This window comes from Thauera aromatica (genome assembly GCF_023093595.1).
GTDB classification, from domain to species: domain Bacteria; phylum Pseudomonadota; class Gammaproteobacteria; order Burkholderiales; family Rhodocyclaceae; genus Thauera; species Thauera aromatica_A.
Window position 1 is genome coordinate 57762 of record NZ_JALLIK010000103.1, and the last position, 23560, is coordinate 81321.

The 23560-nt window shown below is 69.9% G+C and carries 23 protein-coding genes; 14 read left to right on the top strand and 9 right to left on the bottom strand.

Annotation, left to right across the window (positions count from 1 at the left end):
* Window positions 1-18: 18 nt before the first annotated feature.
* Window positions 19-1407 (bottom strand): sigma-54 interaction domain-containing protein, encoded by a 1389-nt coding sequence (locus MXC99_RS10405; protein WP_247725382.1) that lies wholly within the window; start codon window positions 1405-1407, stop codon window positions 19-21.
* Between the two features lie 213 nt (window positions 1408-1620).
* On the opposite strand from MXC99_RS10405, the gene MXC99_RS10410 reads away from it, so the two are divergent.
* The 7 genes from MXC99_RS10410 to MXC99_RS10440 all read left to right on the top strand — a co-directional run bounded on the left by MXC99_RS10410 (window position 1621) and on the right by MXC99_RS10440 (window position 7625).
* Window positions 1621-2457: a formate/nitrite transporter family protein gene (locus tag MXC99_RS10410; RefSeq protein WP_247725383.1), complete on the top strand. Its 837-nt coding sequence runs from the start codon at window positions 1621-1623 to the stop codon at window positions 2455-2457.
* Between the two features lie 91 nt (window positions 2458-2548).
* Window positions 2549-3301 (top strand): SDR family NAD(P)-dependent oxidoreductase, encoded by a 753-nt coding sequence (locus tag MXC99_RS10415; protein WP_247725384.1) that lies wholly within the window; start codon window positions 2549-2551, stop codon window positions 3299-3301.
* A gap of 144 nt (window positions 3302-3445) precedes the next feature.
* A complete protein-coding gene (gene modA / locus MXC99_RS10420) occupies window positions 3446-4201 on the top strand; it encodes a molybdate ABC transporter substrate-binding protein (protein ID WP_247725385.1) in 756 nt (251 codons plus the stop codon).
* Window positions 4202-4205: 4 nt separating this feature from the next.
* Window positions 4206-4883 (top strand): molybdate ABC transporter permease subunit, encoded by a 678-nt coding sequence (modB, locus tag MXC99_RS10425; RefSeq protein WP_247725386.1) that lies wholly within the window; start codon window positions 4206-4208, stop codon window positions 4881-4883.
* A 1-nt stretch (window position 4884) separates the two neighbouring features.
* Window positions 4885-5970, top strand: a complete 1086-nt coding sequence (modC, locus tag MXC99_RS10430; protein ID WP_247725387.1) for a molybdenum ABC transporter ATP-binding protein — start codon at window positions 4885-4887, stop codon at window positions 5968-5970.
* 58 nt (window positions 5971-6028) lie between these two features.
* On the top strand, window positions 6029-6928 hold the full coding sequence (locus MXC99_RS10435; protein WP_247725388.1) for a TIGR00730 family Rossman fold protein: 900 nt from the start codon (window positions 6029-6031) through the stop codon (window positions 6926-6928).
* A 43-nt stretch (window positions 6929-6971) separates the two neighbouring features.
* Window positions 6972-7625, top strand: a complete 654-nt coding sequence (locus MXC99_RS10440; protein WP_247725389.1) for an esterase/lipase family protein — start codon at window positions 6972-6974, stop codon at window positions 7623-7625.
* Window positions 7626-7653: 28 nt separating this feature from the next.
* Here MXC99_RS10440 and MXC99_RS10445 read toward each other — a convergent pair whose 3' ends face one another.
* A complete protein-coding gene (locus MXC99_RS10445) occupies window positions 7654-8091 on the bottom strand; it encodes a YchJ family protein (RefSeq protein WP_247725390.1) in 438 nt (145 codons plus the stop codon).
* A gap of 240 nt (window positions 8092-8331) precedes the next feature.
* On the opposite strand from MXC99_RS10445, the gene MXC99_RS10450 reads away from it, so the two are divergent.
* Both MXC99_RS10450 and MXC99_RS10455 read left to right on the top strand, forming a co-directional pair.
* The gene (locus MXC99_RS10450; RefSeq protein WP_247725391.1) at window positions 8332-9234 is read left to right on the top strand and encodes an MBL fold metallo-hydrolase; all 903 of its coding nucleotides are present in this window, start codon (window positions 8332-8334) and stop codon (window positions 9232-9234) included.
* A gap of 75 nt (window positions 9235-9309) precedes the next feature.
* The gene (locus MXC99_RS10455) at window positions 9310-10299 is read left to right on the top strand and encodes a GlxA family transcriptional regulator (protein WP_247725392.1); all 990 of its coding nucleotides are present in this window, start codon (window positions 9310-9312) and stop codon (window positions 10297-10299) included.
* Here MXC99_RS10455 and MXC99_RS10460 read toward each other — a convergent pair.
* Together MXC99_RS10460 and MXC99_RS10465 are read right to left on the bottom strand one after the other, a co-directional pair.
* On the bottom strand, window positions 10272-10655 hold the full coding sequence (locus MXC99_RS10460; RefSeq protein ID WP_247725393.1) for a type II toxin-antitoxin system VapC family toxin: 384 nt from the start codon (window positions 10653-10655) through the stop codon (window positions 10272-10274). The two genes, MXC99_RS10455 and MXC99_RS10460, sit on opposite strands and share 28 nt — an antisense overlap.
* Entirely contained in the window at window positions 10652-10924 is a 273-nt protein-coding gene (locus tag MXC99_RS10465; protein ID WP_247725394.1) for a type II toxin-antitoxin system Phd/YefM family antitoxin, read from the bottom strand. Before MXC99_RS10465 ends, MXC99_RS10460 begins: the two co-directional genes overlap by 4 nt.
* A gap of 130 nt (window positions 10925-11054) precedes the next feature.
* Here MXC99_RS10465 and MXC99_RS10470 point away from each other — a divergent pair, with 130 nt between their 5' ends.
* Window positions 11055-11981, top strand: coding sequence for a ketopantoate reductase family protein (locus MXC99_RS10470; protein WP_247725395.1), 927 nt, complete (start codon window positions 11055-11057; stop codon window positions 11979-11981).
* 175 nt (window positions 11982-12156) lie between these two features.
* Here the strand turns inward: MXC99_RS10470 and MXC99_RS10475 are convergent, their stop codons facing one another.
* Together MXC99_RS10475 and cysK are read right to left on the bottom strand one after the other, a co-directional pair.
* A complete protein-coding gene (locus MXC99_RS10475) occupies window positions 12157-12537 on the bottom strand; it encodes a DUF488 domain-containing protein (protein WP_247725396.1) in 381 nt (126 codons plus the stop codon).
* A 20-nt stretch (window positions 12538-12557) separates the two neighbouring features.
* Window positions 12558-13535 carry a cysteine synthase A gene (gene cysK, locus MXC99_RS10480; RefSeq protein WP_107222033.1) on the bottom strand — a complete coding sequence of 326 codons (978 nt, stop codon included), beginning with the start codon at window positions 13533-13535 and terminating at the stop codon, window positions 12558-12560.
* Window positions 13536-13708: 173 nt separating this feature from the next.
* Between cysK and MXC99_RS10485 the strand changes: the two genes are divergently transcribed.
* A complete protein-coding gene (locus MXC99_RS10485) occupies window positions 13709-16228 on the top strand; it encodes a patatin-like protein (protein WP_247725397.1) in 2520 nt (839 codons plus the stop codon).
* A gap of 41 nt (window positions 16229-16269) precedes the next feature.
* On the opposite strand, the gene MXC99_RS10490 is transcribed toward MXC99_RS10485, so the two are convergent.
* The gene (locus MXC99_RS10490; protein WP_247725398.1) at window positions 16270-19086 is read right to left on the bottom strand and encodes an AMP-binding protein; all 2817 of its coding nucleotides are present in this window, start codon (window positions 19084-19086) and stop codon (window positions 16270-16272) included.
* 283 nt (window positions 19087-19369) lie between these two features.
* On the opposite strand from MXC99_RS10490, the gene MXC99_RS10495 reads away from it, so the two are divergent.
* The 3 genes from MXC99_RS10495 to MXC99_RS10505 all read left to right on the top strand — a co-directional run bounded on the left by MXC99_RS10495 (window position 19370) and on the right by MXC99_RS10505 (window position 21870).
* Window positions 19370-20614 (top strand): Eco57I restriction-modification methylase domain-containing protein, encoded by a 1245-nt coding sequence (locus tag MXC99_RS10495; RefSeq protein ID WP_247725399.1) that lies wholly within the window; start codon window positions 19370-19372, stop codon window positions 20612-20614.
* A 62-nt stretch (window positions 20615-20676) separates the two neighbouring features.
* Window positions 20677-21438 (top strand): histidine phosphatase family protein, encoded by a 762-nt coding sequence (locus MXC99_RS10500; protein ID WP_247725400.1) that lies wholly within the window; start codon window positions 20677-20679, stop codon window positions 21436-21438.
* Between the two features lie 207 nt (window positions 21439-21645).
* The gene (locus tag MXC99_RS10505) at window positions 21646-21870 is read left to right on the top strand and encodes a DUF3079 domain-containing protein (RefSeq protein WP_247725401.1); all 225 of its coding nucleotides are present in this window, start codon (window positions 21646-21648) and stop codon (window positions 21868-21870) included.
* 140 nt (window positions 21871-22010) lie between these two features.
* On the opposite strand, the gene cynS is transcribed toward MXC99_RS10505, so the two are convergent.
* Window positions 22011-22460 (bottom strand): cyanase, encoded by a 450-nt coding sequence (cynS, locus tag MXC99_RS10510; RefSeq protein ID WP_247725402.1) that lies wholly within the window; start codon window positions 22458-22460, stop codon window positions 22011-22013.
* Window positions 22461-22563: 103 nt separating this feature from the next.
* Window positions 22564-23475, bottom strand: coding sequence for a putative RNA methyltransferase (locus MXC99_RS10515; protein WP_247725403.1), 912 nt, complete (start codon window positions 23473-23475; stop codon window positions 22564-22566).
* Window positions 23476-23560 lie beyond the last annotated feature (85 nt).

A 23560-nucleotide genomic window follows, 5' to 3' on the forward strand; every position in this document is an offset into this window, starting at 1 on the left:
CGGCCCGGAACGAGCAACTCAGCGCGCGGAATCGAGCTCGGGGTAGCGGGCCAGCCGCTTCCACAGCGTGGTGCGTGAAATGCCCAGACGGCGTGCGGCTTCGGCCTTGTTGCCGCCGGCGGCGCGGAGGGCGTCGCGGATCGCGGCGCGCTCCTCGTCCGCGGACGGCGGCGGCGCGTAATAGCGGGTCAGGGGTTTGGCGGGCGGGGGGGGGGGCGGTGCGCTGTCCGCCGCCGGGGCGGCCGCGGAGAGCACGGCCAGTTCCGGCGGCAGGCTTTCGGGCTGGATCAGGGCGCCATCGGACTGCACCACCGCGTACTCGAGGCAGTTGAACAGCTGGCGGGCGTTGCCGGGCCAGTCGAACGCTTCCAGCCGGCGCATCGCTTCCGGGGATAGGCGCAACGGGGGGCGGGCATAACGGGCGGCCAGCGTCGTCAGCATGTTGCCGACGAGCAGGGGGATGTCCTCGCGCCGTTCGCGTAGCGCCGGAATGTGCAGCGGCAGGACGCACAGGCGGTAGTAGAGGTCCTCGCGGAACAGGCCTTGGGCGATCATCGCCTTGAGGTCGCGGTGGGTGGCGGCGATGATTCGCACATCGACCTTGCGCGCTTCGTTTTCGCCCACGCGCACGATTTCGCGCTCCTGCAGCACGCGCAGCAGCTTGACCTGGGTGGCGGGCGAGATCTCGCCGATTTCGTCGAGGAACAGGGTGCCGCCGTGGGCCGCCTCGAACCGCCCGGTGCGGGCTGTCAGGGCGCCGGAGAAGGCGCCGCGCGAATGGCCGAAGAGCTCGGTTTCCTGCAGCGTCTCGGGCAGGGCGGCGCAGTGGACGGCGACGTAGGGGCCGCCCGCGCGCGGCGAATTGTCGTGCAGTGCGCGCGCGGCGAGTTCCTTGCCGACGCCGCTTTCGCCGCTGATCAGCACGCGCGCATCGCTTGCCGCGGCGCGCAGGATCTTCTGGTAGAGGTCCTGCATCTGCACGCTGCGCCCGGTCAGGCCGCCGAGCTGCCAGTGCTCGCGCACTTCGGCTTCGAGTTCGCGCTCGCGCGAGCAGTCGCGCAGGATGATCGTGCAATGCACGCCGGCGGCGTTGTGCGGCACCCGCATCGCCCACACCCGCAGGGCGCGTTCGCGGCCGTCGGCGTTTTTGATCAGCACGTCCTGGATCTTGCGTTCCTCGCCGTCGTCCGGGGTGAGCGTGCACAGGCCGCTCGTTCTGCAGTGGTGGGCGCAGGGCATCGCGGGGAACAGCGACGGACAGGGGCGGCCGACGAGCTCGCGGCCTTCGCGCTGGAGCATCGTGCTCGCGGCCTCGTTGTTGGCGAGGATGCTGAGCTGGGCGTCGAGCAGCAGCACGCCTTCTTCCAGGGAGTTCAAAAAGCTGCTGCTCATCAGGAAATCGGACATCGGGCCTTTCCTTCGGGGTGGGTGGGCGCAGTGTAACGGGCGTTCATTGCGGACGCAAGCGAACGTTCATGATGGACACTGACGCTGGGGTGGACGGTCGCGTTCACTACGAATGAATTTATTTTTCAGTAAAAACAGTTAGTTGCAAAATTGGTATGGAATTTGCGTCACAGAATGATGTAACGCTCAAACAATGTTCGCGGAGAAATCGCGATGGACCATTTTTCTTCCTCCCGGCTGATGGACGAGATCGCAGCGACCAGCCGCAACAAGGCCGCGCTGAGCATCGCCGGGATGCTGCTCAAAGGCTTCCTTTCCGGTGCGCTGTTCGCCTACGCCACGGCCTTCGCCTTTACCGTGTCCGAGGGGTTGCCGGCAGGGGTCGCCACCCTGGTGTCGGCGGCGGTGTTTCCCGCCGGCTCGGCGATCATCGTCCTGCTCGGGCTCGAACTGGCCACCGGCAACTTCGCCGTCCTGCCGTTCGGCCTGGCGCGCGGCAGCAACCGGCGCGGCGCGGTGGTGCGCAACTGGAGCTGGGTCTATCTGGCCAACTTCCTCGGCAGCGTCTTCGTCGGCGGCCTGCTCACCTTCGCCCTGACCAAGGGCTTCACCGAGAGCGCCGGCGCGCTCGGGGCGAGGATCGTCGCCGTCGCCGAAGCGAAGACGCTGGCCTACCAGCATGCCGGCGCCAGCGGCTGGTTCACCGCGCTCGTCAGCGGCGTGCTGTGCAACTGGATGGTGGCGCTCGGCACCGTGCTCGGCCTCGGTTCGACTTCGTCGATCGGCAAAGTCACCGCGGTCTGGCTGCCGATTTCGATGTTTTTCGGGCTCGGGCTCGAGCATTCGGTGGTCAATATGTTCGTCGTGCCGACCGCGATCGCCCTCGGCGCCGACATCGGTGTCGGCCAGTGGCTGTGGTGGAACCAGCTGCCGGTCACGGTCGGCAACCTGATCGGCGGTGTCGTGCTCACCGGGCTGCTGCTGCATTTCGGCCATCCGGCCGCGGCGCCGGCGGCGGAGCCGGTCGTGCTCGCCGAAGAGACGTCGTAACCGCGCCCGACGTAGGGCACGATACGGGGCGGGTGCAGGTCGAAAGCTTGCCTCGGCGGAGGTCGATTTTCCCATTTTGGAGGAGCACACCATGGACAACAGGCTGGCAGGAAAAACTGCTGTGATCACCGGTGCAAGCAGCGGAATCGGGCGCGCGATCGTCGAACACTACGTCGCCGCGGGGGCGAAGGTGGTCGCCTTCGCCCGCAACCGGGCGGCGCTCGAGGCGCTCGCCGCCGCCCATCCGGGGGCGGTGCTCGCCGTCACCGGCGACGTCACCCGCCCCGCCGACCTGCAGCGCCTTGCCGACGAGGCGGTGAAGGCGTTCGGCGGCGTCGACATCGTGGTGCCGAATGCCGGCATCGCCCGGGTCGTGTCCTTCGAGGACAGCACGCCCGAAGCCTTCGACACCCAGTTCTCGGTGAACCTGTTCGGTGCGGTCGAGACCGTCCGCCGCCTGCTGCCGCATCTGCGCAAGGGCGGCTCGGTGCAGTTCATCAGCACCTTCCTGACCCAGGTCGGCTTTCCCGGGCTGGCGATCTACAGCGCCAGCAAGGCGGCGCTGAAATCGATCACCCAGACGCTCGCGGCCGAGCTCGCGCCGCAGGGCATCCGGGTCAATGCGATCGCCCCGGGGCCGATCGGCACGCCGCTGTGGGGCACGGTCGGGCTGCCTGCGGACGTGCTCGACAGCGTCGCGCACAAGCTCACCGCGCGCCTGCTGCCGGGCGCCTTCGGCCGCCCGGAAGACATCGCCGCGACGTCGGTGTTTCTCGCCTCCGACGACGCACGCAACATCTACGGCCAGGAGATCGTCGTCGACGGCGGATACACGGTGGGCTGAGCAGCGGCGCCCGCGCCCGCGCCCGCCTGCGCTGCGAGGGTAAGTACGAATGGCGGGTGCGGACGGCTTTACATGGTGGCGGGGAGTGAAGTAAAAGCGGGGCTGCCCTTGCCGGCCCGCCCCGCCTGCTCCTGAAGGAAATCCATGCTCCTGCGCCCCCTCGCCGTTTCCCTCGCCGCCATTTTCCTGTCCTTGTCCGTGCCGGCGCAGGCGGCCGAAGTGCAGGTCGCGGTGGCCTCCAACTTCCTTGCGCCGATGCAGCGCATCGCCGCCGCCTTCGAGCGCGACACCGGCCACCGCGCGCGCCTGGCCTCCGGCGCCACGGGCAAGTTCTACGCCCAGATCCGCAGCGGCGCGCCGTTCGAGGTCCTGCTCGCGGCCGACGAGACCACGCCTGCGCGCCTCGAGGCGGAAGGGCGGGCGGTGGCGGGGACGCGCTTCACCTACGCGATCGGCCGCCTGGTGCTGTGGTCGCCGCGCGCGGAGCACGTCGACGCCGAAGGGGCGATCCTGCGCCGCGGCGGTTTCGCCCATCTTGCCGTGGCCAACCCGCGCACCGCGCCCTACGGCGCAGCCGCCGCCCAGGTGCTGGCGGCGCTCGGCCTCGGGGATGCGCTCGCCGCCCGCCTGGTGACCGGCGAGAACATCGGCCAGACCTACCAGTTCGTCGCCTCGGGCAATGCCGAGCTCGGCTTCGTCGCCCTCTCCCAGGTGATGGCCGACGGCAAGCTGGCCGGCGGCTCGGCGTGGCAGGTGCCGGACGAGCTGTACCACCCGATCCGCCAGGATGCGGTGCTGCTCGAGCGCGGCGCGGACAACCCCGCCGCTGCCGCGCTCCTCGACTATCTGCGCGGCGACGCCGCGCGCGCGCTGATCGGCGGCTACGGCTACCGCTTCTGACCCGATGCTCGACGCCACCGACCTCGCCGCGATCCGCCTCACGCTGGAGCTGGCCGCGCTGTCCACCGCGATCCTGCTGGCGCTGTGCACTCCGCTGGCGTGGTGGCTGGCGACCACCCCTTCGCGCTGGAAGGCGCCGATCGATGCGGTGGTGGCGCTGCCGCTGGTGCTGCCGCCGACCGTGCTCGGCTTCTACCTGCTGGTGGCGATGGGGCCGGAGGGGCCGATCGGGCGCTTCACCACCGCGCTCGGCCTGGGCACGCTGCCGTTCACCTTCGCCGGGCTGGTGGTGGGCTCGGTGATCTATTCGTTGCCCTTCGTCGTCCAGCCCCTGCGCCAGGCCTTCGCCGCGGTCGGCCGGCGCCCGCTGGAAGTCGCCGCCACCTTGCGCGCGGGGCCGTGGGACAGCTTCTTCAGCGTCGTCCTGCCGCTCGCCCGCCCCGGTTTCGTCACCGCCGCGGTGCTCGGCTTCGCCCACACCGTCGGCGAGTTCGGCGTGGTGCTGATGATCGGCGGCAACATCCCGGAGCGTACCCGGGTGGTCTCGGTGCAGATCTACGATCACGTCGAGGCCCTCGAGTACGCCCAGGCGCACTGGCTGGCGGGCGGCATGGTGGTGTTTGCCTTCATCGTGCTGCTGTTGCTGTATTCGAGCCGGCGCCTCCGCCCGGGGTGGAGCTGAGATGGGCATCGACGCCCGCATCGAGGCGCGCTTCCGGGTCGCCTACGGCGGTTTCAGCCTCGACGTCGACCTGGTGCTGCCGGGGCGCGGGGTGAGCGCGCTGTTCGGCCACTCGGGTTCGGGCAAGACCACCCTGCTGCGCTGCGTCGCCGGGCTGGAGCCGGCGGCGCAGGGGCGGCTGACGGTCAACGGCGAATGCTGGCAGGACAGCGCGCGCGGCGTATTCGTGCCCACCCACCGCCGCGCGCTGGGCTACGTGTTCCAGGAGGCGAGCCTGTTTCCCCACCTGTCGGTGCGGCGCAACCTCGAGTTCGGCCTGCGCCGGATCCCGCCCGCCGCGCGCCGGGTGTCATTCGCCCAGGCCACCGCCCTGCTCGGCATCGATGCCCTCCTCGAACGCATGCCCGCCCACCTGTCGGGCGGCGAGCGCCAGCGCGTGGGAATGGCGCGCGCGCTGCTCACCAGCCCGCGCATCCTGCTGATGGACGAGCCGCTGGCCGCGCTCGATGCGCGGCGCAAGCAGGAAATCCTGCCCTACCTCGAACGCCTGCACGACGAGCTCGACATTCCGGTGCTGTACGTCAGCCACTCCCCCGAGGAGGTGGTGCGCCTCGCCGACCATGTGGTGATGCTGGGCGAGGGTCGGGTGATGGCCTCCGGCGAACTGCATGCGACGATGGCGCGCCTCGACCTGCCCATCGCGTTCACCGAGGATGCGGGGGTGGTCATCGACGGCATCGTCGCCGAGCACGACGAGCACTACCACCTGACCCGGCTCGACTTCCCCGGCGGCGCGGTGTTCGTTGCCCGCCAGGGGGCGGCGCCCGGGCAGCGGATGCGCTTCCGGGTGCATGCGCGCGACGTCAGCCTCGCCGACCACCGCGTCGACGGCAGCAGCATCCTCAACCTGCTGCCGGTCACGGTGCAGGAGATCGTCGGCGCCGACACCCCCGCCCATGTGCTCATCCGCATGGACGCCGGCGGTACGCCGCTGCTCGCGCGCATCACCCGGCGCTCGAGCGAGCAGCTGATGGTGTGCCCGGGGCGCACGCTGTGGGCGCAGATCAAGTCGGTGGCACTGCTGTAGCAAAACGGGGCGAGGATGCGATGATGCACGCCCCCCAATCAACCGAGAGCCTTTGCCGATGAGTGAAAAACCCCACCTCCGCGCCCGCAACTTCCCCTCCGCCGAAGACGAGGCGCGCGCGGTCCAGCCCCACGGCCGCTACGACGGCCCGGGCAGCGCCTTTCGCATGGCGTTTGCCGACTCCGAGTTCCTGCTGCGCGAGGAGCTGCGTCCGGTGCGCCTCCAGCTCGAGCTGCTGAAGGCCGAGCTGATCCAGCAGGAGCAGGGGGTGGAGTCGAGCGTGGTGGTGTTCGGCAGCGCCCGCTTCAAGGCTCCCGACGTTGCTGCGGCGCTGTTCGCCGATGCCGTGGCGAGCGGCGACGAGGAGGCCATCCGCCGCGCCCGGCAGATGGTGAGCAATGCGCGCTGGTACGAGGAGGCACGCCGCTTCGGCGAGCTGGTGACGCGCGAGTCCGAGGCCCTCGGCGAGCCGGTGATCGTCGCCACCGGCGGCGGGCCGGGGATCATGGAAGCGGGCAACCGCGGTGCCTTCGAGGCCGGCGGGCGGAGCATGGGAATGAGCATCTTCCTGCCCTTCGAGGAGGCGCCGAATCCCTGGATCACCCCCGAGCTGTGCTTCCAGTTCCACTACTTCGCCATCCGCAAGATGCACTTCCTGATGCGCGCGGTGGCGCTGGTGAGCTTTCCGGGCGGCTTCGGCACCCTCGACGAGCTGTTCGAGGTGCTGACCCTGACCCAGACGCGCAAGATCCGCCGCCGTCCGATCGTGCTCATCGGGCGCGATTTCTGGCAGCGCCTGATCGACTTCGAGGTCCTCATCGAGCACGGCGTGATCAGCGCCCAGGACGTCGAGCTGTTCCACTACGCCGAAACCGCCGAGGAAGCCTGGGACGCGATCAAGGCCGCCTACAGCGGCGACAACCCGGCGCTGGTGGCGCGCCAGATGAAAGGCAACTGAGGACAGGCCACCGAGTGCGGCACGCCGGGTCGGGGGAGGGGCGATGACGACGCCGGGCGACATCGTGCTGGTGCACGGGCTGTGGATGCACGGCTGGGTGTTCGCGTTGCAGCGCCGGCGTCTGCAGCGGCGGGGCTGGCGCACCCATGCGTTTTCCTATCGCTCGGTGCGCGGGACGCTGGACGGGGCGGCCGACGCGCTGGCCGAGTTCGTCGCCGCGCTGGGGGACGGGCCGGTGTTCCTGCTCGGCCACAGCCTGGGCGGTCTGGTCGTGCTCGACATGCTCGCCCGCCGGCGCCCGCCGCAGGTGGCGCGCGCGGTGCTGCTCGGCGCGCCCTGCCAGGGCTCGCACAGCGCGGCGGTGCTGCTGCGCCTGCCGCTGTTGCGCGGGCTGGTCGGGCGCGGGCTGGCACAGTGGCTGGTGCGCCCCCTGCCGCAGGTGGACGCCGCGGTCGACATCGGCACGATCGCCGGCAACCGCCCGCTCGGCAGCGGGCGCCTGTTGCCCGGCCTGCCGAGGCCGAACGACGGCATGGTCGCGGTCAGCGAGACGCGCTGGCCGGGCGTGCGCGACCACATCGTGCTCCCGGTCACCCACAGCCAGATGCTGGTGTCGCGGGCCTGCCTCGAACAGGCGCAGCATTTTTTGCTGACGGGCGCTTTCGATCATCGCGCGGCGGGGGCCCCGCCGGCCTGACTTGTGTTGCTTCACCCCGCGATCGGCTTCACCGCCTCCGCGTCTGCGCGCCGGTCGGCGGCGCTTCGTGGAGGACGCCGTCCACGTAATACCAGCGCCCGCCGTCGCACACGAAGCGGCTTGTTTCGTGCAGCCGGTGAGCGCGTCCGCCGACCTTGTAGCGCGCCACGAACTCGACCGTCGCCGCGTCCGCGCCGCTCGTCTCGTGACCCCGCAGCTCGAGGCCCAGCCACCGCGGCGGGTCCCCGGCGTCGAGTTCCAGGCCGGTCGGCCGCGTCGTCGCGTGCCAGGTGGCGAGCAGATACGCTTCGTTGCCGAGCACGTAAGCGGTATAGCGGGAGCGCATCAGCGCCGCGGCGTCGGGTGCCGCCTCGCCGGCGTGGTAGCGGCCGCAACAGTCGGCCAGCGGGCGGCCGCTGGCGCAGGGACAGTTTGTTGCGGCGGGGGAGGGAGAGCGTTTTTTCACGTTGGGCAAGTCCTGGGACGGGGGGAGCGTTGACGCCAGAATTGTGCGGGAACCGGGTGCCGTCAATAAAGCTGGCCCGATCCTGTCGTTATTTGTCCTGCGGGCCGGTTTTCCCCGGCTCCGCTTGCCGGGAGAATCTGCACTCGAAGCCGGACCCGGTATCCTGGCCGGATGCCCCGCCGCTTCCGCCATATGAATCCGGTCCTCGCGCTCTGTGCGGGGCCGCGTCAAAGGACTGCCATGAAGCTTCTCACCCTTTTCCGCAACCTCGCTGCCGTCGCCGGCGTTCTCTCGCTGGCGGCGTGCACAGGCGCACCCACCCGGAACGCCGCCGATACGACAGCCGCTACCCCGACTTCGGCGGTCAAGTTCCAGCAGATCCGTAACGCCACGATCAAGGTGGACTACGCGGGGACGACCTTCCTGATCGACCCGATGCTGGCGAAGAAGGGGGCCTATCCCGGCTTTGAGGGAACTTACAACAGCCATCTGCGCAATCCCCTGGTCGAGTTGCCGATGCCGGTCGACGAAGTGATGCGAGCCGACGCGGTGATCCTGACTCACCTGCATCCGGATCACTGGGATGAGGCCGCGAAGCGCAACTTGCCCAAGGACATCCCGATCTTCACGCAGAACGAGGCGGACGCCCGGGCGGTCCGCAAGGACGGCTTCGAGGACGTGCATGTGCTCAGCGAAAACACCGTCTTCGAAGGCACCCGCCTGAGCAGGACATCGGGCCAGCACGGAAGCGATGCGATGATGCAAAGCCCGCTCGGCGAGATCCTCGGCACAGTATCCGGCGTCGTTTTCCAGCGCCCGGGCCACAAGACCGTCTATGTCGCGGGCGACACGGTCTGGAACAGTCACGTCGAAGAGGCCATTCGTGGCTACCGGCCGGACGTCATCGTGCTCAACGCGGGCGATGCCCGGGTGCCCGGTTTCGACGGCTCGATCATCATGGGCAAGGAGGACGTATACCGTGCCAGTCAATTTGCGCCCCGGGCAATCCTGATTGCCAGTCACATGGAGGCGGTCAACCACGGCATGCTGACGCGCAGGGAATTGCGCGACTACATTGCCGAAAAGCAGATCAACCCGCAGCGCGTTCGCGTCCCTGAGGATGGGGCGTCCTACGTCTTCTGACCATCCGCCGGGGCGGGGCGATTTTCGGGTGCCCCGCGCGGGGCACCCGGCGCCTACCTTCGAACGACCGAGCGCATGACGATCCCTGCGGTAGCCGTCGTGGCCTATCCCGGCTTCAGCCCATTTCATCTGTCCGTGCCGTGCATCATTTTCGGCGATGTTCTGCCAGGGCAGGCCCTGTTCCGGTTGGAGATCTGTGCCGCCGAGCCTGGCCCGATCCGGTCCGTCCATGGGCTAAGTCTCAGTCCCGCGGCCGGCGTCGAGGGTTTGGCTGCGGCCGACATCGTGATTGTGCCGGGCTGGGACGATCCCGCTCTGGCGCCCCCTCCTGAACTGGCTGAAGCGTTGAGGGCCGCGCATGCACGAGGCGCGCAGGTGGTCGGTCTGTGCCTGGGCACTTACGTCCTGGCGTACGCGGGTCTCCTTGACGGACGCCGCGCCTCCACTCACTGGGAGTTCGAGCAGGACTTTCTTCTGCGCTTTCCGCAGGTGCGGCTGGACACCAACGCGCTCTACGTCGACGAGGACCGCCTGATCACGTCCGCCGGCACCGCAGCCGGTGTGGACTGCTGCCTTTACCTGGTTCGCCAACATTACGGCAGCGTCATCGCCAACAAGATCGCCCGACGCATGGTGGTGCCGACCTATCGCGAAGGCGGTCAAGCACAGTTCATCGAAAAGCCCGTGCCTGCCAGCACCCAGGATATCCGCATCAACGAACAGCTGGACTTCCTGCGGCAGAACCTGAGCGTCAGTCACTCGCTCGACACCTTGGCGGCACGGGCGAACATGAGTCGCCGCAGCTTCACCCGTTACTTCCAGAGGGCGACGGGGATGTCGGTGGGGGAGTGGGTGCTGACCGAGCGCCTGCGACGCACGCAGGAGTTGCTGGAGGTCGGCACCCAACCCATCGAAACGATTGCCGAACAGGTCGGCTTTGGCACTGCCGCGTCCTTGCGGCAGCACTTCAAGCACGCATTCGGTGTAACTCCGGTCGCGTGGCGAAAGCGCTTCAACCGCGGAGTGACGGCCTCTGTTCAGACGACTCGGACCGTGCTTCCGTAACGCCCGAGTTTGCCGTCCACCGTGAGGAGAATGAGTGGCTCACTGATCGACTGGGCAACCAGCAAGCGATCGAAGGGATCGCGATGGTCGTCGCTGGCCGGCAAGGTGGAAAGCTCGAGGATGTGGGCGTTCCGGATCGGCAGCCAAGTGAAGCCCATTGATTCGACCTGTGCGGCGAAAGTGGACAAATCGATGCGGACCTTGCCCAAGCCCGCCTTGATCGTCAGTTCCCACAGCGACACGCTGCTGACGAAAACTTCGTCGGCAGATTCCACCAAGCCACGGACTTCCTCGGTGATGCGTGGATCGCCGGTCTGCCACCAGAAGGCGAAATGCGTGTCGAGCAGTAGCCTCACCGGGCGGCTCCCGGGATGCGGGTTCCGTCTTCCGGTTCTTGCAGGCAGGAAAACAGCTCATCGACCGGCGCATCGAAATCGTCGGCCATCCGCCAGTCACGGCCTTTCATGCTTCCCGGTGAAGCAAGCTTGCGGCGCACCGGACGATAGGCGGTCAGCGTGGCAACGGGGCGGCCGGCACGCGCAATGACGACTTCCTCGCCGCGTTCGATCGATTCGAGCAAGCGCGACAGATGGGTCTTGGCTTCATGGATGTTGACGACCTGCATGCTTGACTCCAGTCGGAGTGGACTAAGGCTTAGTCTAGCTCAGTCGGCCCCCGATGTGCACCGCAGGCGTGGTGCCGATATTCTTCGGGCGCAGACGGATCGAATTTTCGGATTGGTGGAGGCGGAGGATATGAAGATTGCAGTGATGGGCGCCGGCGCGGTCGGCTGCTTCTATGGCGGGATGCTGGCGCGCGCCGGCCACGAGGTGGTGCTGATCGGGCGCGCCCAGCATGTCGAGGCGCTGCGGCGCGACGGTCTGTTGATGGAGATGGCCGCCTTCACCGGACACGTGCCGGTCGGCGCGAGCACCGCGGCCGAGGCGGTGCGCGGCGCGCGCCTGGTGCTGGTGTGCGTGAAGTCGACCGACACCGAGGCGGCCGCGGCGCAGATCGCGCCGCATCTGGCGCCGGAGGCGATCGTGCTGAGCCTGCAGAACGGCGTCGACAACGCCGCCCGGCTGCAGGCGCGGCTCGGCCGTGAGGTCGGGCCGGCGGTGGTGTATGTCGCGACCGAGATGGCCGGGCCCGGCCACATGCGCCACCACGGCCGCGGCGAGCTGGTGATCGGGCCGCTGGCCGGCGCCGCCGAGCTGGTCGCGCTGTTCGGCGGCGCCGGCGTGGCGGTCGAGGTCTCGGACAACGTCGCCGGTGCGCTGTGGGCGAAGCTGATCCTCAACTGCGCCTACAACGCGCTCTCGGCGATCACCCAGCTGCCCTACGGGCGGCTGGTGCAAGGCGAGGGCGTCAAGGACGTGATGCGCGACGCGGTGGCCGAGTGCCTGGCGGTGGCACAGCGCGACGGCGTGCGCGTGCCGGGCGAGATGTGGGCGGCGGTGGAGGCGATCGCGCACACGATGCCGACGCAGACTTCATCCACCGCGCAGGACCTCGCACGCGGCAAGCCGAGCGAGATCGACCACCTCAACGGCTATGTGGTCCGCCGCGGCGCGGCGCTGGGGGTGGCGACGCCGGTCAACCGCACGCTGCATGCGCTGGTGAAGCTGCTCGAGGGGTGCGCGACGACATCGGCGGACGTTCGCCTGCAAAGCCCGCACTGATCAGGCGTGCGGACAACGGCCGGGTGAAGAGCCGCCGCCGGGCAGTAGCGGCGCGACTTCGAGGAACCAGCTGGCGCGGTCGTGGGGGGCGATGCCCGAGGCAACCATGCGGCGCTCACCAGCAGCACCCGCCCGCCTTGCAGACGGAGAAGGGCGGGCTCGTGGCCGCTGGCGCTCATGGCGCCGGGGTGGTGTCGTCGTCTGCGGCTTCGAGCCAGGCGCGTAGCGCGACCGCGTTGTTGTGCTCGGGGTCGCGGGCGGCGTAGAGCAGGGTCAGGACCGGGTGGCGGGTGCGCAGTTCGCGCAGCTGCGCCAGCGCTGGCGCCGGTCCGTCGCCATCGAGCTCGGCGGCGTAGCGGCGGCGGAATTCGTCCCAGCGCGCCGGGTCGTGGCCGAACCACTGGCGCAGCGCGGTCGACGGGGCGAGCTCGCGTAGCCACAGGTCGACTGCTGCGCGCGCCTTGCTCAGTCCGCGCGGCCACAGCCGGTCCACCAGCACGCGACAGCCGTCGCCGGGGGCGGCGGCGTCGTGGATGCGTTTGACCAGGATCGGCATGCGCCGGCCCGTGCCCCGGCTCAGATTGCCAGTCCGCTGGTGTCGAACAGGCCTTCGAACAGGATCGAGCTGAGGTAGCGCTCGCCCGAGTCGGGCAGGATCACGACGATGATCTTGCCGGCGTTTTCCGGCAGGCGGGCCAGCCGTGCCGCGGCGGCGACCGCGGCGCCGCAGGAGATGCCCGACAGGATGCCTTCCTCGCGGGCCAGGCGCAGGGCGTATTCCACCGCTTCCTCGTTGCTCACCTGCTCGACGCCGTCGACCAGCGACAGATCGAGCACCTTGGGCACGAAGCCCGCGCCCAGGCCCTGGATCTTGTGCGGTCCGGGCTTGAGCGGCTCGCCGGCGAGGGTCTGGCTCAGCACCGGGCTGGCCGCCGGCTCCACCGCGATCGAGCGGATCGCCTTGTCGCGCGTGCGCTTGATGTAGCGCGACACGCCGGTGATGGTGCCGCCGGTGCCGACGCCCGATACCAGGATGTCGATCGCGCCGTCGGTGTCGTTCCAGATTTCGGGGCCGGTGGTGGTTTCGTGGATCGCCGGGTTGGCCGGGTTCTCGAACTGCTGCAGCAGCACGTAGCGTCCGGGGTCGGAAGCGACGATCTCCTGCGCCTTGGCGATCGCGCCGTTCATGCCCTTGGCGCCTTCGGTCAGCACCAGCTTGGCGCCGAAGGCGACCAGCAGCTTGCGCCGTTCGATGCTCATCGTCTCGGGCATGGTCAGGGTCAGCGGGATGCCTTTCGCCGCGCAGACGAAGGCGAGCGCGATGCCGGTGTTGCCGCTGGTGGGCTCGACGATCTCCTTGCCGGGGCCGAGCAGACCGCGGGCTTCGGCGTCCTGCACCATGGCGGCGCCGATGCGGCATTTCACCGAATAGGCCGGGTTGCGACCCTCGATCTTGGCCAGGACGGTGGCCTGGGCGCCGTCGAGGATGCGGTTCAGGCGCACCAGCGGAGTGCGGCCGATGGATTGCGCGTTGTCGGGATACCAGGTGGACATGCGGGCTTCCTTGTGATGTTGTTGGCGGAGGTTCCCAAAGTATAGGCAAACACGGGCCGGCGGCGGCAGGAGTTTGCCGCTGGCGGCCCGGGGCCGGGAAAGGGCGCTTGACGCCGCCCGGAGCGGATGCGAGCTTAAGGGCATTCCCCGGTGGAAGTGGAGGCCGACCGACGATGAAGGAAAAGGAACTCCGTCTGGCGCTGGTGCTGTTCGGCGGGGTGTCGCTCGCGATCTACCAGCACGGCATCAACCGCGAGGTGCTCAACCTCGCGCGTGCGTCGAAGGCCTACCACGACACCGACAGCCTCGCCGCCAAACAGGCGGCTGCGCATGTGTTCGCCCGCGCCCGCGACCGTGCCGGACGCGGCGCCGGAGACGAGGCCGACGCCCGAAGTGCGGAAGTGTATTTCGACCTCCTCAAGCGTCTCGGGCGGGTGGTCGATCTGCGCGTGCTGGTCGATGTCGTCTCGGGCTCCTCGGCGGGCGCGGTCAACGGCATCGCGCTGGCGCGCGCCCTGGCCCACGATCTCAGCCTGGAGACATTGACCACGCTGTGGCTGGAAGAAGCCGACATGCAGCGCCTGATCGCCCCCGAGGCGCGTGCCAAGGCCTGGAACAAGTGGTATTTCCGCCCCCTGCTGCGGCCGATGCTGTCGTGGCTGCGCCGCGAAGGCATGCTGCCCGCCACCGCCGACCACGAGATGGCCGAGCGCGTGCTGAGCTTCGTGCGTTCGCGCTGGTTCAACCCGCCGCTCGACGGCACCCGGCTCAGTGCGGTGCTGCTCGATGGCCTGCTGGCGATGGAAGAAATGCCCGGTGGGGCGCCGCGCTCGCTGCTGCCGTCGGGCACTCAGTTGTCGCTGGCGGTGACGGTCACCGACTACCACGGCATCGACCGGACGATCTTCACCCACGATCCGCCGATGCTGCGCGAGCGCGAGCACCGCCACGTCCTCCAGTTCTCCTGCGAGAACCGCAAGAGCGGCGTGATCGAGAGCGACTTCGGCCTCGACAACGCGCCTTCGCTCGCTTTTGCCGCACGCGCCTCGGCGTCCTATCCCGGCGCCTTTCCGCCCGCGCGGATGGCGGAGATGGATGCCCTGCTGGCCGCGCGCGGAATGGCGTGGCCGACGCGCGAACGCTTCCTCGAGCGCAACTTCGGCCATTACCGCGAGCAGGGCATGAACCCGGAAGAGCTGGTGCTGCTCGACGGCAGCGTGCTCGACAACAAGCCGATCATGGCGGCGGCACGCTACATCCGCCTGCACCGGGCGTTCCGCGAGGTCGACCGGCGGCTGATCTTCATCGATCCGCACGCCGCCCCGCAGTACGGGCGCGAGGCCGAGCGCGAGGCCGGCGCCGGGGCCGTGCCGGGATGGTTCGAGACCTTGCGCGGCGCGCTGTCGGACCTGCCCCGGCAGCAGCCGGTGCACAGCGAACTGGCCGAGATCAGCCGCTACAACCGCCAGATCCGCCGTCTCAAGGCGATGATCGTGGAAACCCGTCCACAGGTCGAGGCGCTGGTCGAGCAGGCAACCGCCGGCGCCCTGGGCGGGCACTACACGCTCGACGAGCTGCGCCACTGGCGGCTCACTTCGACCAACCTGCTGGCCACTTCCACGCTCGTCTACAACGCGTGGTGGCGGGCGCTGGTGCTGGAGGCGCTCGATTTCGTCGCCGGCCTGCTGCGCAAGCTGTGCGGCTATTCCCAGGAATCGCCGGCGGCGCGCTGGCTGCAGCTGGTGGTGGAGGAATGGGCGGCGTGCAACGGCGTGCTGTGCACCGAGTACCGCATCCCCGACGAGGTGTACGGGAACGCGGACATGCCGCGCTTCGCGCGCATGGTCATCCGCTTCGGCATCGAGTACAAACGGCGGCGGATCAACTTCGTGCTCCACGAGCTCAACGCGCTCTACCAGTACCTGCCGCTCGATACGTACTGCGCCACCGACCCGGGCACGCTCGACGAAGTGAAGGCGGAAATCCATGAGTGCCTCGACGGGCTGGCGATCTACGATGGCAGCGATTTCATCGATGAGGTGACCGCCACTGCGGCGCGTGCCTTGCTGCACCCCGGGGCCCCGGACGCGGGCGAGTTCGGTGGCAGCGCAGTGCAGGATTTCGTCCTGCGCCATGGCCACACGCTCGGCGCCCTGATCGAGCGCCTCGGCGACGAGTGCGGGATCGCCGAATCGAACGCCAACATGGACGCGGCGCTGGCCTCGCCGCGGGTGCAGCGCATCGACGCGAGCTGCCGACGCCAGCTGCTCACCGCCTATCTCGGCTACTTCTACTGGGACGTGATCCTGCGCCCCGCGCTCGGCGCGCTCGCGCTCGGCACCGGCCCCCTCGAAGAAGTGCTGATCGACCGCATCAGCCCCGAGGATGCGACCACCTTGGCCGCCGTCGGGCAGGGGCAGGCGGTGCTGTTCGGCACCTCGTTCGGTAACTTCGGCGGCTTCCTGAGCCGCAAGGCGCGCGAAAACGACTACCTGTGGGGGCGGCTGCACGCTGCCGACCGCCTCATCGACATCGTCGCCGGCGCCCTTCCGGGCAACGGCGGGCTCGGTGAGGGCGAACTGCGGGCGTTCAAGAAGCGGGCCTTCGAGGCGATCCTGGTCGAGGAGGCGGTGCGGCTGCAGGGTGTCCCCGAGCTGATCGCCCGGGTGAAGGCCGCGGTGGCGGCGCTGTGAACCGACCTGTGTCCGTTGTGATGCCGTCTTGGCCAGCCCCTTCAGCGCGGTGCTGCGGCGTCGATTTCGCCGCAGCGGGCGAGGATCGATGTCCGCGTCGCGTCGCGCAGGGCGAGCAGGGCGTGCCAGTCCTCGCCCGTTGGCGCCAGCGGCGGGCAGACGGTGACCGCGAGCGCGCCCGGCTGCGGCCGCCAGCTGCCGTCGCGCAAGACCCGGCGGGTGCCGGCGAGGGCGACCGGAACCACCGCCAGGGCTTGTTCGATGGCGCTCTGGAAGGCGCCGAGGCGGAACTCGCGCAGCCCTTCCTGCGCGGTGAACGTGCCTTCGGCAAAGAACAGCAGCGGTGCGTCGGCGCGTGCGAGGGCGCCGAGGCGGCGGCTGTCTTCGACGCTCTGGCGGGAGTCGACGCGATTGACGAAGCAGGTGTCCATGCGGGCGAAGAGCGGGCCGAGCACGTGGTTGCCGGTGAGCTCGGCCTTGGCGACGAAGCGCACCGGCTGCGGCAGGGCGGCGACAAGCACCAGCCCGTCGATGTAGCTGGCATGGTTGGCGACGAGGATGCAGGGGGCGGCGGGAAGGTGGGCCAGGCCTTCGACCCGGAGCGGGCAGCCGCACAGGCGGTGGCACAGGCGCGCGAGGCGGTGGATCGCCGTCCACCGCTGGTCGAGCCGCGGTAGCAGCAGGATCGCCGCCACCGCCAGCGGCGCCAGCGCCGCGAACATGGCCCACATCCAGGCCGCGCGCATGACCGCGGGAACGGCCTGCAGGTGGCGGCGCAGCCGCGCGCGGGCGCTGGCCCGCTGCAGGCGCAGCAGCTGCAGCCACGGCGGGCGGAGCGGGGCGCCGAGACGGCCGTGGAGGTAGGCCTCGCGCAGCGCGGCGCGGCGGATCTTGCCGCTCGAGGTTTTCAGCACCGCGTGCGGTGGAGCAAGGATCACCGCGTTCGGGGCGAGATCGAACTCGGCCATCGCCGCGGCGACGATCTGGCGCTGCAGGCGGTGGCGGGCGCCGACATCGTCGACGGTGGTTTCGGCGATGACGATCAGGCGCTCTTCGCCGCCGTCGGTGCCGACCCCGAACACCGCGACGCAGCCCTTGCGTACTCCGGGCAGCTCGCCGATCGCCTGCTCGAGGTCGTAAGGATAGAGGTTGCGGCCGGCGCGGATGATCACCTCCTTGGCGCGCCCGGTGACATAGAGTTCGCCGTCGGCAAGGTAGGCGTGGTCGCCGGTGACGAGCCAGCCGCCGTCGAACAGCGCCGCGCTCGCCGCCGGGTTGTGGTAGTAGCCGGCGGTCGCCGACGGGCCGCGAAACTCCAGGTGGCCCACCTTGCGTTCGGGGAGGACATGGCCGGCGCCATCGACGACGCGTATTTCATGACCGGGCAGCGGCGGTCCGCAGCAGACGAAGCGCAGCGCCTCGCCGTCGGCGGCGGCGTGCACGGCGTCACCGCCGAGGTGCAGCGCGGTGCGCTCGACGCGGTCGATGACGGCGCCCCGTCCGGGCGATGACACGCACAGACCGACCGCGCATTCGGCGAGGCCGTACACCGGGGTCACGGTGGTGGCACGCAGGCCGTAGGGGGCGAAGGTGGCGGCGAAACGCTGCAGGGTATCGGGGGTGACCGGCTCGGCACCGTTGGCGGCAAGCCGCCAGCACGACAGGTCGAGGCCATCGAGGGCTGCGCCGGCGAGGCGCTTGGCACACAGCTCGAAGGCGAAGTTCGGGGCCGCGGCCACCGTGCCGCGGTGGTGGTGGATCGCCCACAGCCAGCGCTCGGGATGGGCGAGGAAATCGAGCGGCGACATCAGCACCAGCGGGCAGGCGTAGTAGAGGCTGCCCATCCAGGTGCCGATCAGGCCCATGTCGTGGTACAGCGGCAGCCAGCTCACGCAGACGTCGCGGGGGCTCAGGGCGGCCACCGTGCCCCAGGCGCGGATGTTGGTGAGCAGGTTGGCGTGGGTCAGCATGACCCCCTTCGGCTCGCCGGTGGAGCCGGAGGTGTACTGGATCAGGGCGAGTTCGCCCGCGCTCGCCGGCAGCGGACGGACTGCGGGCGCTGCGGCCAGTTCGGCGGGGGTCGCCACGCGGACGAGGGCCGGCGCGAGGCCGGCGAGCATGCGCGCCAGCGGGCGCACGCGCTCGAAAGTGATCAATGCGCGGGCCTCGCAGTTGCGCAGGATCGCGGCCTGGCGGTGGAGGTGGTCCTCGAGCTGGCTCGGGCGCGCCGGCGGATAGATCGGCACCGGCACCATGCCGGCGCTCAGGATGCCGAAAAAGGCGCGGAAAAAATCCAGCCCCGAGGGCAGCATCAGGGCGACCCGGTCGCCGGCGTGCAGGCCGAGCGCGAACAGGGCGCCCGCGGTGTGTCCGGCAGCGTCGGCGAGTTCGCCGTACGTGAGGGTCTCGGTGCGCTCGTCGCGGTCGTAGAAGGTCACGTGCACGCGCTCGGGATGGCGCCCGGCGTGCCATCCGAGGACCTGCAGCAAGGTGGTGGCGGTGTCGGGTTCGCCGCGCGCAGGCGGGGGCGGCGTCAAGGGCGCGCCGGGAGCGGCAAGCGGCGCCAGGGGGGCGCTCGCCGCCTCCGCGACGACACCCAGCAGCTGGCGTGGCGTTTCGCACGTGCCCAGGGTTTCGGCGGCGAGATGGACGGCGAAGCGGCGTTCGACGCGGGCGAGCAACTCGACGCGGGCGAGGCTGTCGAGGCCGAGGTCGCGGTCGAGCGCGCTGTCGAGCCCGGCCTGCAGGCGGCTGCCCGGTTGCAACTCGCGTACCAGGGCATCGATCAGTTCGAGCAGTGCGTCGGCGGAAGGGGCGGGGGCTTTTCGCTGTTCAGGAGCGGGAAATGAACTCGACATCGGCCGTATCCGGTTGGCGGTCCGGGGGAATGAAGCGGATCGGGCCGGTCGCGGGTCCGCGGCGGCAGCACGGGATTGCACCCCGGGTCCGCTGCGCTTATCGTGCTGCCTTTTCCGCATCAGACCGGATTGGCGACGAAATGATCCTGCCCCGACTCCGCTTTGCCTTCCCCGCCGTGCCGTCGGCCGTGGGGTGCACAGTGAGCACGCCTGCACGGCTGCCCGAAGGGAAACGCTCACTTCCCCCGGGGAGGAGGTCGCGCAGCGACGGGAGGGCCGTTCGGTGAGCGCTCAACTCGCCCTCGGGCTGCGCGACGTCGCCGCCTTCGGCCAGGTGTTCACTCCCGACAGCGTGGTGCGCGCGATGCTGGCGCTGCGCCGCAACGCCGGCCGGGTGCTGGAGCCATCCTGCGGTGACGGTGCCTTCCTGCGCTACCTGCCGGGCGCGGTCGGGCTCGAACTGGACGCCGACCACTGCCCGCCCGGAGCGCAGGCGATGGATTTCTTCGCCTACCCCGAGCACGAGCGCTTCGACACCATCATCGGCAACCCGCCCTACGTGCGCTACCAGGACATCCCGCCCGCCACCCGGGCGCTGATCGCGCGCGGCGGCCACGGGCGCGGCCTCGACGGGCGCTCCAATCTTTACCTGTTCTTCATCGAGAAGTGCGTGCGCCAGCTCGCCCCGGGCGGCGAGCTGATCTTCATCACGCCGCGCGACTTCCTCAAGGCGACCTCGGCGGTGAAGCTCAACCGCCTGCTGTACGAGGCCGGCTCGATCACCGAGGCGATCGAGCTCGGCGACGCCCGCGTCTTTCCCGATGCGCTGCCGAACTGCCTGATCTGGCGCTTCGAGAAGGACTGCACCGAGCGCACGATGCGCTATTGCGAGATCGGCACCGGCGCCGACCTCGACGCTGCGCTCGCCGCACCGGCCTGGCAGACACGCCACTTCCTCGAATGCGGCGGCCACCTGATGTTCGCCCGCGGCGACTACCCGCTGCGCCTGGCCGAGCTCGCCTTCGTCAAGGTCGGCGCGGTGTCGGGAGCGGACGAGCTGTACGCCGACGACGTCCACGGCAACCGCGACTTCGTGTGCTCGTCGACGGTCAGCAGCGGACGCACCCGGCGCATGATCTGGAGCGAGCCGGGCGAGCCGCCGCCGGCCGTGCTGGCGCCGCACAAGGCCCGCCTGCTGCAGCGCAAGGTGACCCGCTTCGACGAATCGAACTGGTGGCTGTGGGGGCGGCTGCACCACCGCAGCGCCGCGCCCCGGGTCTATGTGAACGGCAAGACGCGGGTCGCGCAGCCGTTTTTCGTGCACGACTGCACCGACTACGACGGCGCCGTGCTGGCGGTGTTTCCGCGCCGCGCCGACATCGATCTGGCGGCGTTCTGCACCGCGCTCAACGCGGTGGACTGGGCCGATCTGGGCTTCGTCTGCGACGGCCGCTTCCTGTTTACCCAGCGCAGCCTGGAACACGCGCCGCTGCCGGCGGCCTTCGCCGCCTTCCTGCCTTCACCCTGACGGCAGGCAGGGCGGGGCCTGGGGCGGGCGGGACTTCACGGAGGACAGCATGGCGAAGCAACGTGGCGGCGGCTAAAACCGGATTTCATCGCCGTGCCTCCGGCGTCGACCGGTGCGCCGCGCAAGAGGCGCGCAGGATCGCCGGCGGTGACAGCACCGCCCCGGGGGGCGCGATTCCCCGCTCCACCTGGCGCTGGCTCGACGCGCTGCCGGCCGATCGCGCGGTGTGCGTGCTGCTGCGCCATTCGGTGCGCGACGCGCTCGCGCCCGGCGACATCGGCTACGCCCATCCGCTCAATGCCCTCGGCGAGGAACTCGCCTGCCGCTTCGGCGCCGCCCTGCGCGGGCGCCTGCGCACCGTGCACAGCAGTCCGCTGCAGCGCTGCCTGGCGACCGCCGAATTGCTGCGTGCCGCCGCCGGGGCGGAAGGGGCGGTGGTCGAGGACCGCTTCCTCGGCGACCCCGGCGCCTACGTCGTCGATGCTGCGCTCGCCCGCCACAACTGGGAGACGCTGGGCAGCGCCGGCATCATGGCGCGCATGGCCGCAGGCGGCCCCGGCCTGCCCGGCACCCGCCCGCCCGACGAAGGCGCCCGCATCCTGCTCGCGCACATGCTCGACACCGCGGGGGCGGTGCCCGGAGTGCACGTCTTCGTCACCCACGACATCCTGCTCGCGATCACCGCCGCCCGCCTCGTCGGCCCGCCGCGCGGGGTGCCGCGCTGGCCGCGCTACCTGGAGGGCGCCTTCTTCTGGCGCGATGCGGCCGGACTCCACGCCGCCTACCGCGGCCGCCGCTGCACCCTGCAGATCGGGCAGCTGTAGGGGCGACCCGCCGGCTCGTCCCTGCGGCGCTACGATCAGCGCAGGGAATCCCCCTGCGGGGGCAAGGCCGCCGACAGGGAACATCGAAACCGGTGGGGAATCGGGAGATCGAGGTCGGGCGCGCTTGATGGAGATCAAATCCATCCCCACATAGTCGACTAATCTACTCAACTATGTGGCGCTCCACGTCTTGCAGGTCCGTCGATCATGGCCAAGAAATTCCCCTTGCATCCCAAGCATCCCGAGCGCATCTGCTGGGGGTGCGACAAGTACTGTCCGGCGGATTCGCTCGGCTGCGGCAACGGCTCCGGGCGGACGATGCACCCGGCGGAGATGCTCGGCGATGACTGGTACCTGTACGGGGACTGGGGGCTGGAGATCCCCGCGCAGGAAGCGGGCAAGGCTGCGGGGGAAGGCGGCGAGGCCGGGTAGGGCCGAACGGATGAGGTTCGGCGCTGGGGCGCGGTGCTGCGCCGGCAGCGCCGTGATCGAGCGCTCGAGGTCGGGCCTCTCCGTCAGCGGGGAAACAGGCCCCCCGCGCCGGTCCGGGGCAGCCGCTTCCCGGCGGTCTTTCAGTAGCTCTTGTAGGGCAGGAACTTGCCCGACAGCACCACGTTGACACGATCGCCTTTCGGATCCGCCTCGCGCTGGATGTCGAGCGAGAAATCGATTGCGCTCATGATGCCGTCGCCGAATTCTTCGTGGATCAGCTCCTTGATCGTGCTGCCGTACACGTTGACGACCTCATACCAGCGATAGATCAGCGGATCGGTCGGTACGGCGGTGGGCAGTGAGCCTTTGTAGGGGGCGACCTGGAGCCAGGCGACCGCTTCGTCGGACAGGCCGAAGAGGTTGCCGATGGTTTCGGCCTGGGCCTTGGTGAACGTCATTTGCCCCAGGCAGCCGGCAGTCGTCCATTCCTTGGACAGACCGATGGCCTTGGCGACATCGGCCCACTTGATGCCCTTGCGGACCTTGGCCGAGAGGATCGTTCGGGTTACTTCGTCACGGCTGGAAATCATCACATTCTCCGGAGGCAGGAATCGGTTCTGGGCTTCACCGCGCAAGGTGCCGGCGCACGCGGCCCCCGATCGTAGCCCAACTTTCCTATGCCGTAAAACATAGTCATATAAGCGGGGGCATATCGGGTGGGGTGGGAGCCGAGGACGCGGCGATCCGCCGGAAGCGCGCCAGGCGCACGTCCACGGTCACCGTCAGCGCGCTCAGCGCTGCGGCCCGGGCACGGCCTGCGGCGCTGGCGCGGTAGAGGTGCGGCGTCATCGCCAGCAGGTCGGTGATCTGCGCTGCGCCGGCCAGCTGCAAGGGGTAGCGGACATTTTCGGTGGCGAGCGCGGTAAAGCCGTCCGGCGCCCGGGGGTTTGCAGAGCGTTCCGGCTTCAGCGCGGGGTAAATGATTTCGCGCAGCTCGCGCAGATGGTCGGGCCCGGCATCGACCAGCAGCAGCTCGCCGCCGGGCCGGAGCACGCGGGCGAATTCGGCGTGGACCGGAAAGCCGAACATGCACAGCACCCGGTCGAGGGTGCCCGTTTGCACCGGCAGCCCGGCGTTGCTGCCCACTACCCAGTTCGCTCGCTTGTCCTGCTTCGCCGCGGCCATCACCGCCCACTTCGAGATATCAAGCCCGAGCAGGGCGAGCGGGTGGCGTTCGCCGGCCGCGGCGGCGAGCTGGCGCAGGTAGTAGCCTTCGCCGCAGCCGGCGTCGAGGCAGCTGGCGGCGGCGCCGGGCGCGAGATCGGCGAGCAGCGCCCGGCTGACCGCGGCGGCGATCGGCTGGTAAGGGCCGGGCTGGCAAGGCCCGGCGCCGGGGCCGGGATCGAGGAAACGGTGGCGGGCGGCGACCATCTCCTTGCTGTCGCCCGGGTCGCGGGAACGTTTGCTCTGCACCGGCAGCAGGTTGATGTAGCCCTGGCGGGCGATGTCGAAGCTGTGGCCGGCGGCGCAGCGCCAGGCGGCGCCGTCGCGCTGCAGGGGCTCGCCGTCGAGGGGGCAGGCCAGGGACTGGAAGGGCGTGATCATGGGGGGCGAAGGACGGAAATCGTGGGCGTGGCGGATTATCGGCGTTGTGCCGCGGGCGAGGGGGAACGGCGGCAGGTTTCCGTGC

Coding starts and splice junctions, on each gene's coding strand:
- MXC99_RS10405 (WP_247725382.1), bottom strand. CDS start 1,407: ATGTCCGATTTCCTGATGAGCAGCAGCTTTTTGAACTCCCTGGAAGAA.
- MXC99_RS10410 (WP_247725383.1), top strand. CDS start 1,621: ATGGACCATTTTTCTTCCTCCCGGCTGATGGACGAGATCGCAGCGACC.
- MXC99_RS10415 (WP_247725384.1), top strand. CDS start 2,549: ATGGACAACAGGCTGGCAGGAAAAACTGCTGTGATCACCGGTGCAAGC.
- modA (WP_247725385.1), top strand. CDS start 3,446: ATGCTCCTGCGCCCCCTCGCCGTTTCCCTCGCCGCCATTTTCCTGTCC.
- modB (WP_247725386.1), top strand. CDS start 4,206: ATGCTCGACGCCACCGACCTCGCCGCGATCCGCCTCACGCTGGAGCTG.
- modC (WP_247725387.1), top strand. CDS start 4,885: ATGGGCATCGACGCCCGCATCGAGGCGCGCTTCCGGGTCGCCTACGGC.
- MXC99_RS10435 (WP_247725388.1), top strand. CDS start 6,029: ATGAGTGAAAAACCCCACCTCCGCGCCCGCAACTTCCCCTCCGCCGAA.
- MXC99_RS10440 (WP_247725389.1), top strand. CDS start 6,972: ATGACGACGCCGGGCGACATCGTGCTGGTGCACGGGCTGTGGATGCAC.
- MXC99_RS10450 (WP_247725391.1), top strand. CDS start 8,332: ATGAAGCTTCTCACCCTTTTCCGCAACCTCGCTGCCGTCGCCGGCGTT.
- MXC99_RS10455 (WP_247725392.1), top strand. CDS start 9,310: ATGACGATCCCTGCGGTAGCCGTCGTGGCCTATCCCGGCTTCAGCCCA.
- MXC99_RS10465 (WP_247725394.1), bottom strand. CDS start 10,924: ATGCAGGTCGTCAACATCCATGAAGCCAAGACCCATCTGTCGCGCTTG.
- MXC99_RS10470 (WP_247725395.1), top strand. CDS start 11,055: ATGAAGATTGCAGTGATGGGCGCCGGCGCGGTCGGCTGCTTCTATGGC.
- MXC99_RS10475 (WP_247725396.1), bottom strand. CDS start 12,537: ATGCCGATCCTGGTCAAACGCATCCACGACGCCGCCGCCCCCGGCGAC.
- cysK (WP_107222033.1), bottom strand. CDS start 13,535: ATGTCCACCTGGTATCCCGACAACGCGCAATCCATCGGCCGCACTCCG.
- MXC99_RS10485 (WP_247725397.1), top strand. CDS start 13,709: ATGAAGGAAAAGGAACTCCGTCTGGCGCTGGTGCTGTTCGGCGGGGTG.
- MXC99_RS10490 (WP_247725398.1), bottom strand. CDS start 19,086: ATGTCGAGTTCATTTCCCGCTCCTGAACAGCGAAAAGCCCCCGCCCCT.
- MXC99_RS10505 (WP_247725401.1), top strand. CDS start 21,646: ATGGCCAAGAAATTCCCCTTGCATCCCAAGCATCCCGAGCGCATCTGC.
- cynS (WP_247725402.1), bottom strand. CDS start 22,460: ATGATTTCCAGCCGTGACGAAGTAACCCGAACGATCCTCTCGGCCAAG.
- MXC99_RS10515 (WP_247725403.1), bottom strand. CDS start 23,475: ATGATCACGCCCTTCCAGTCCCTGGCCTGCCCCCTCGACGGCGAGCCC.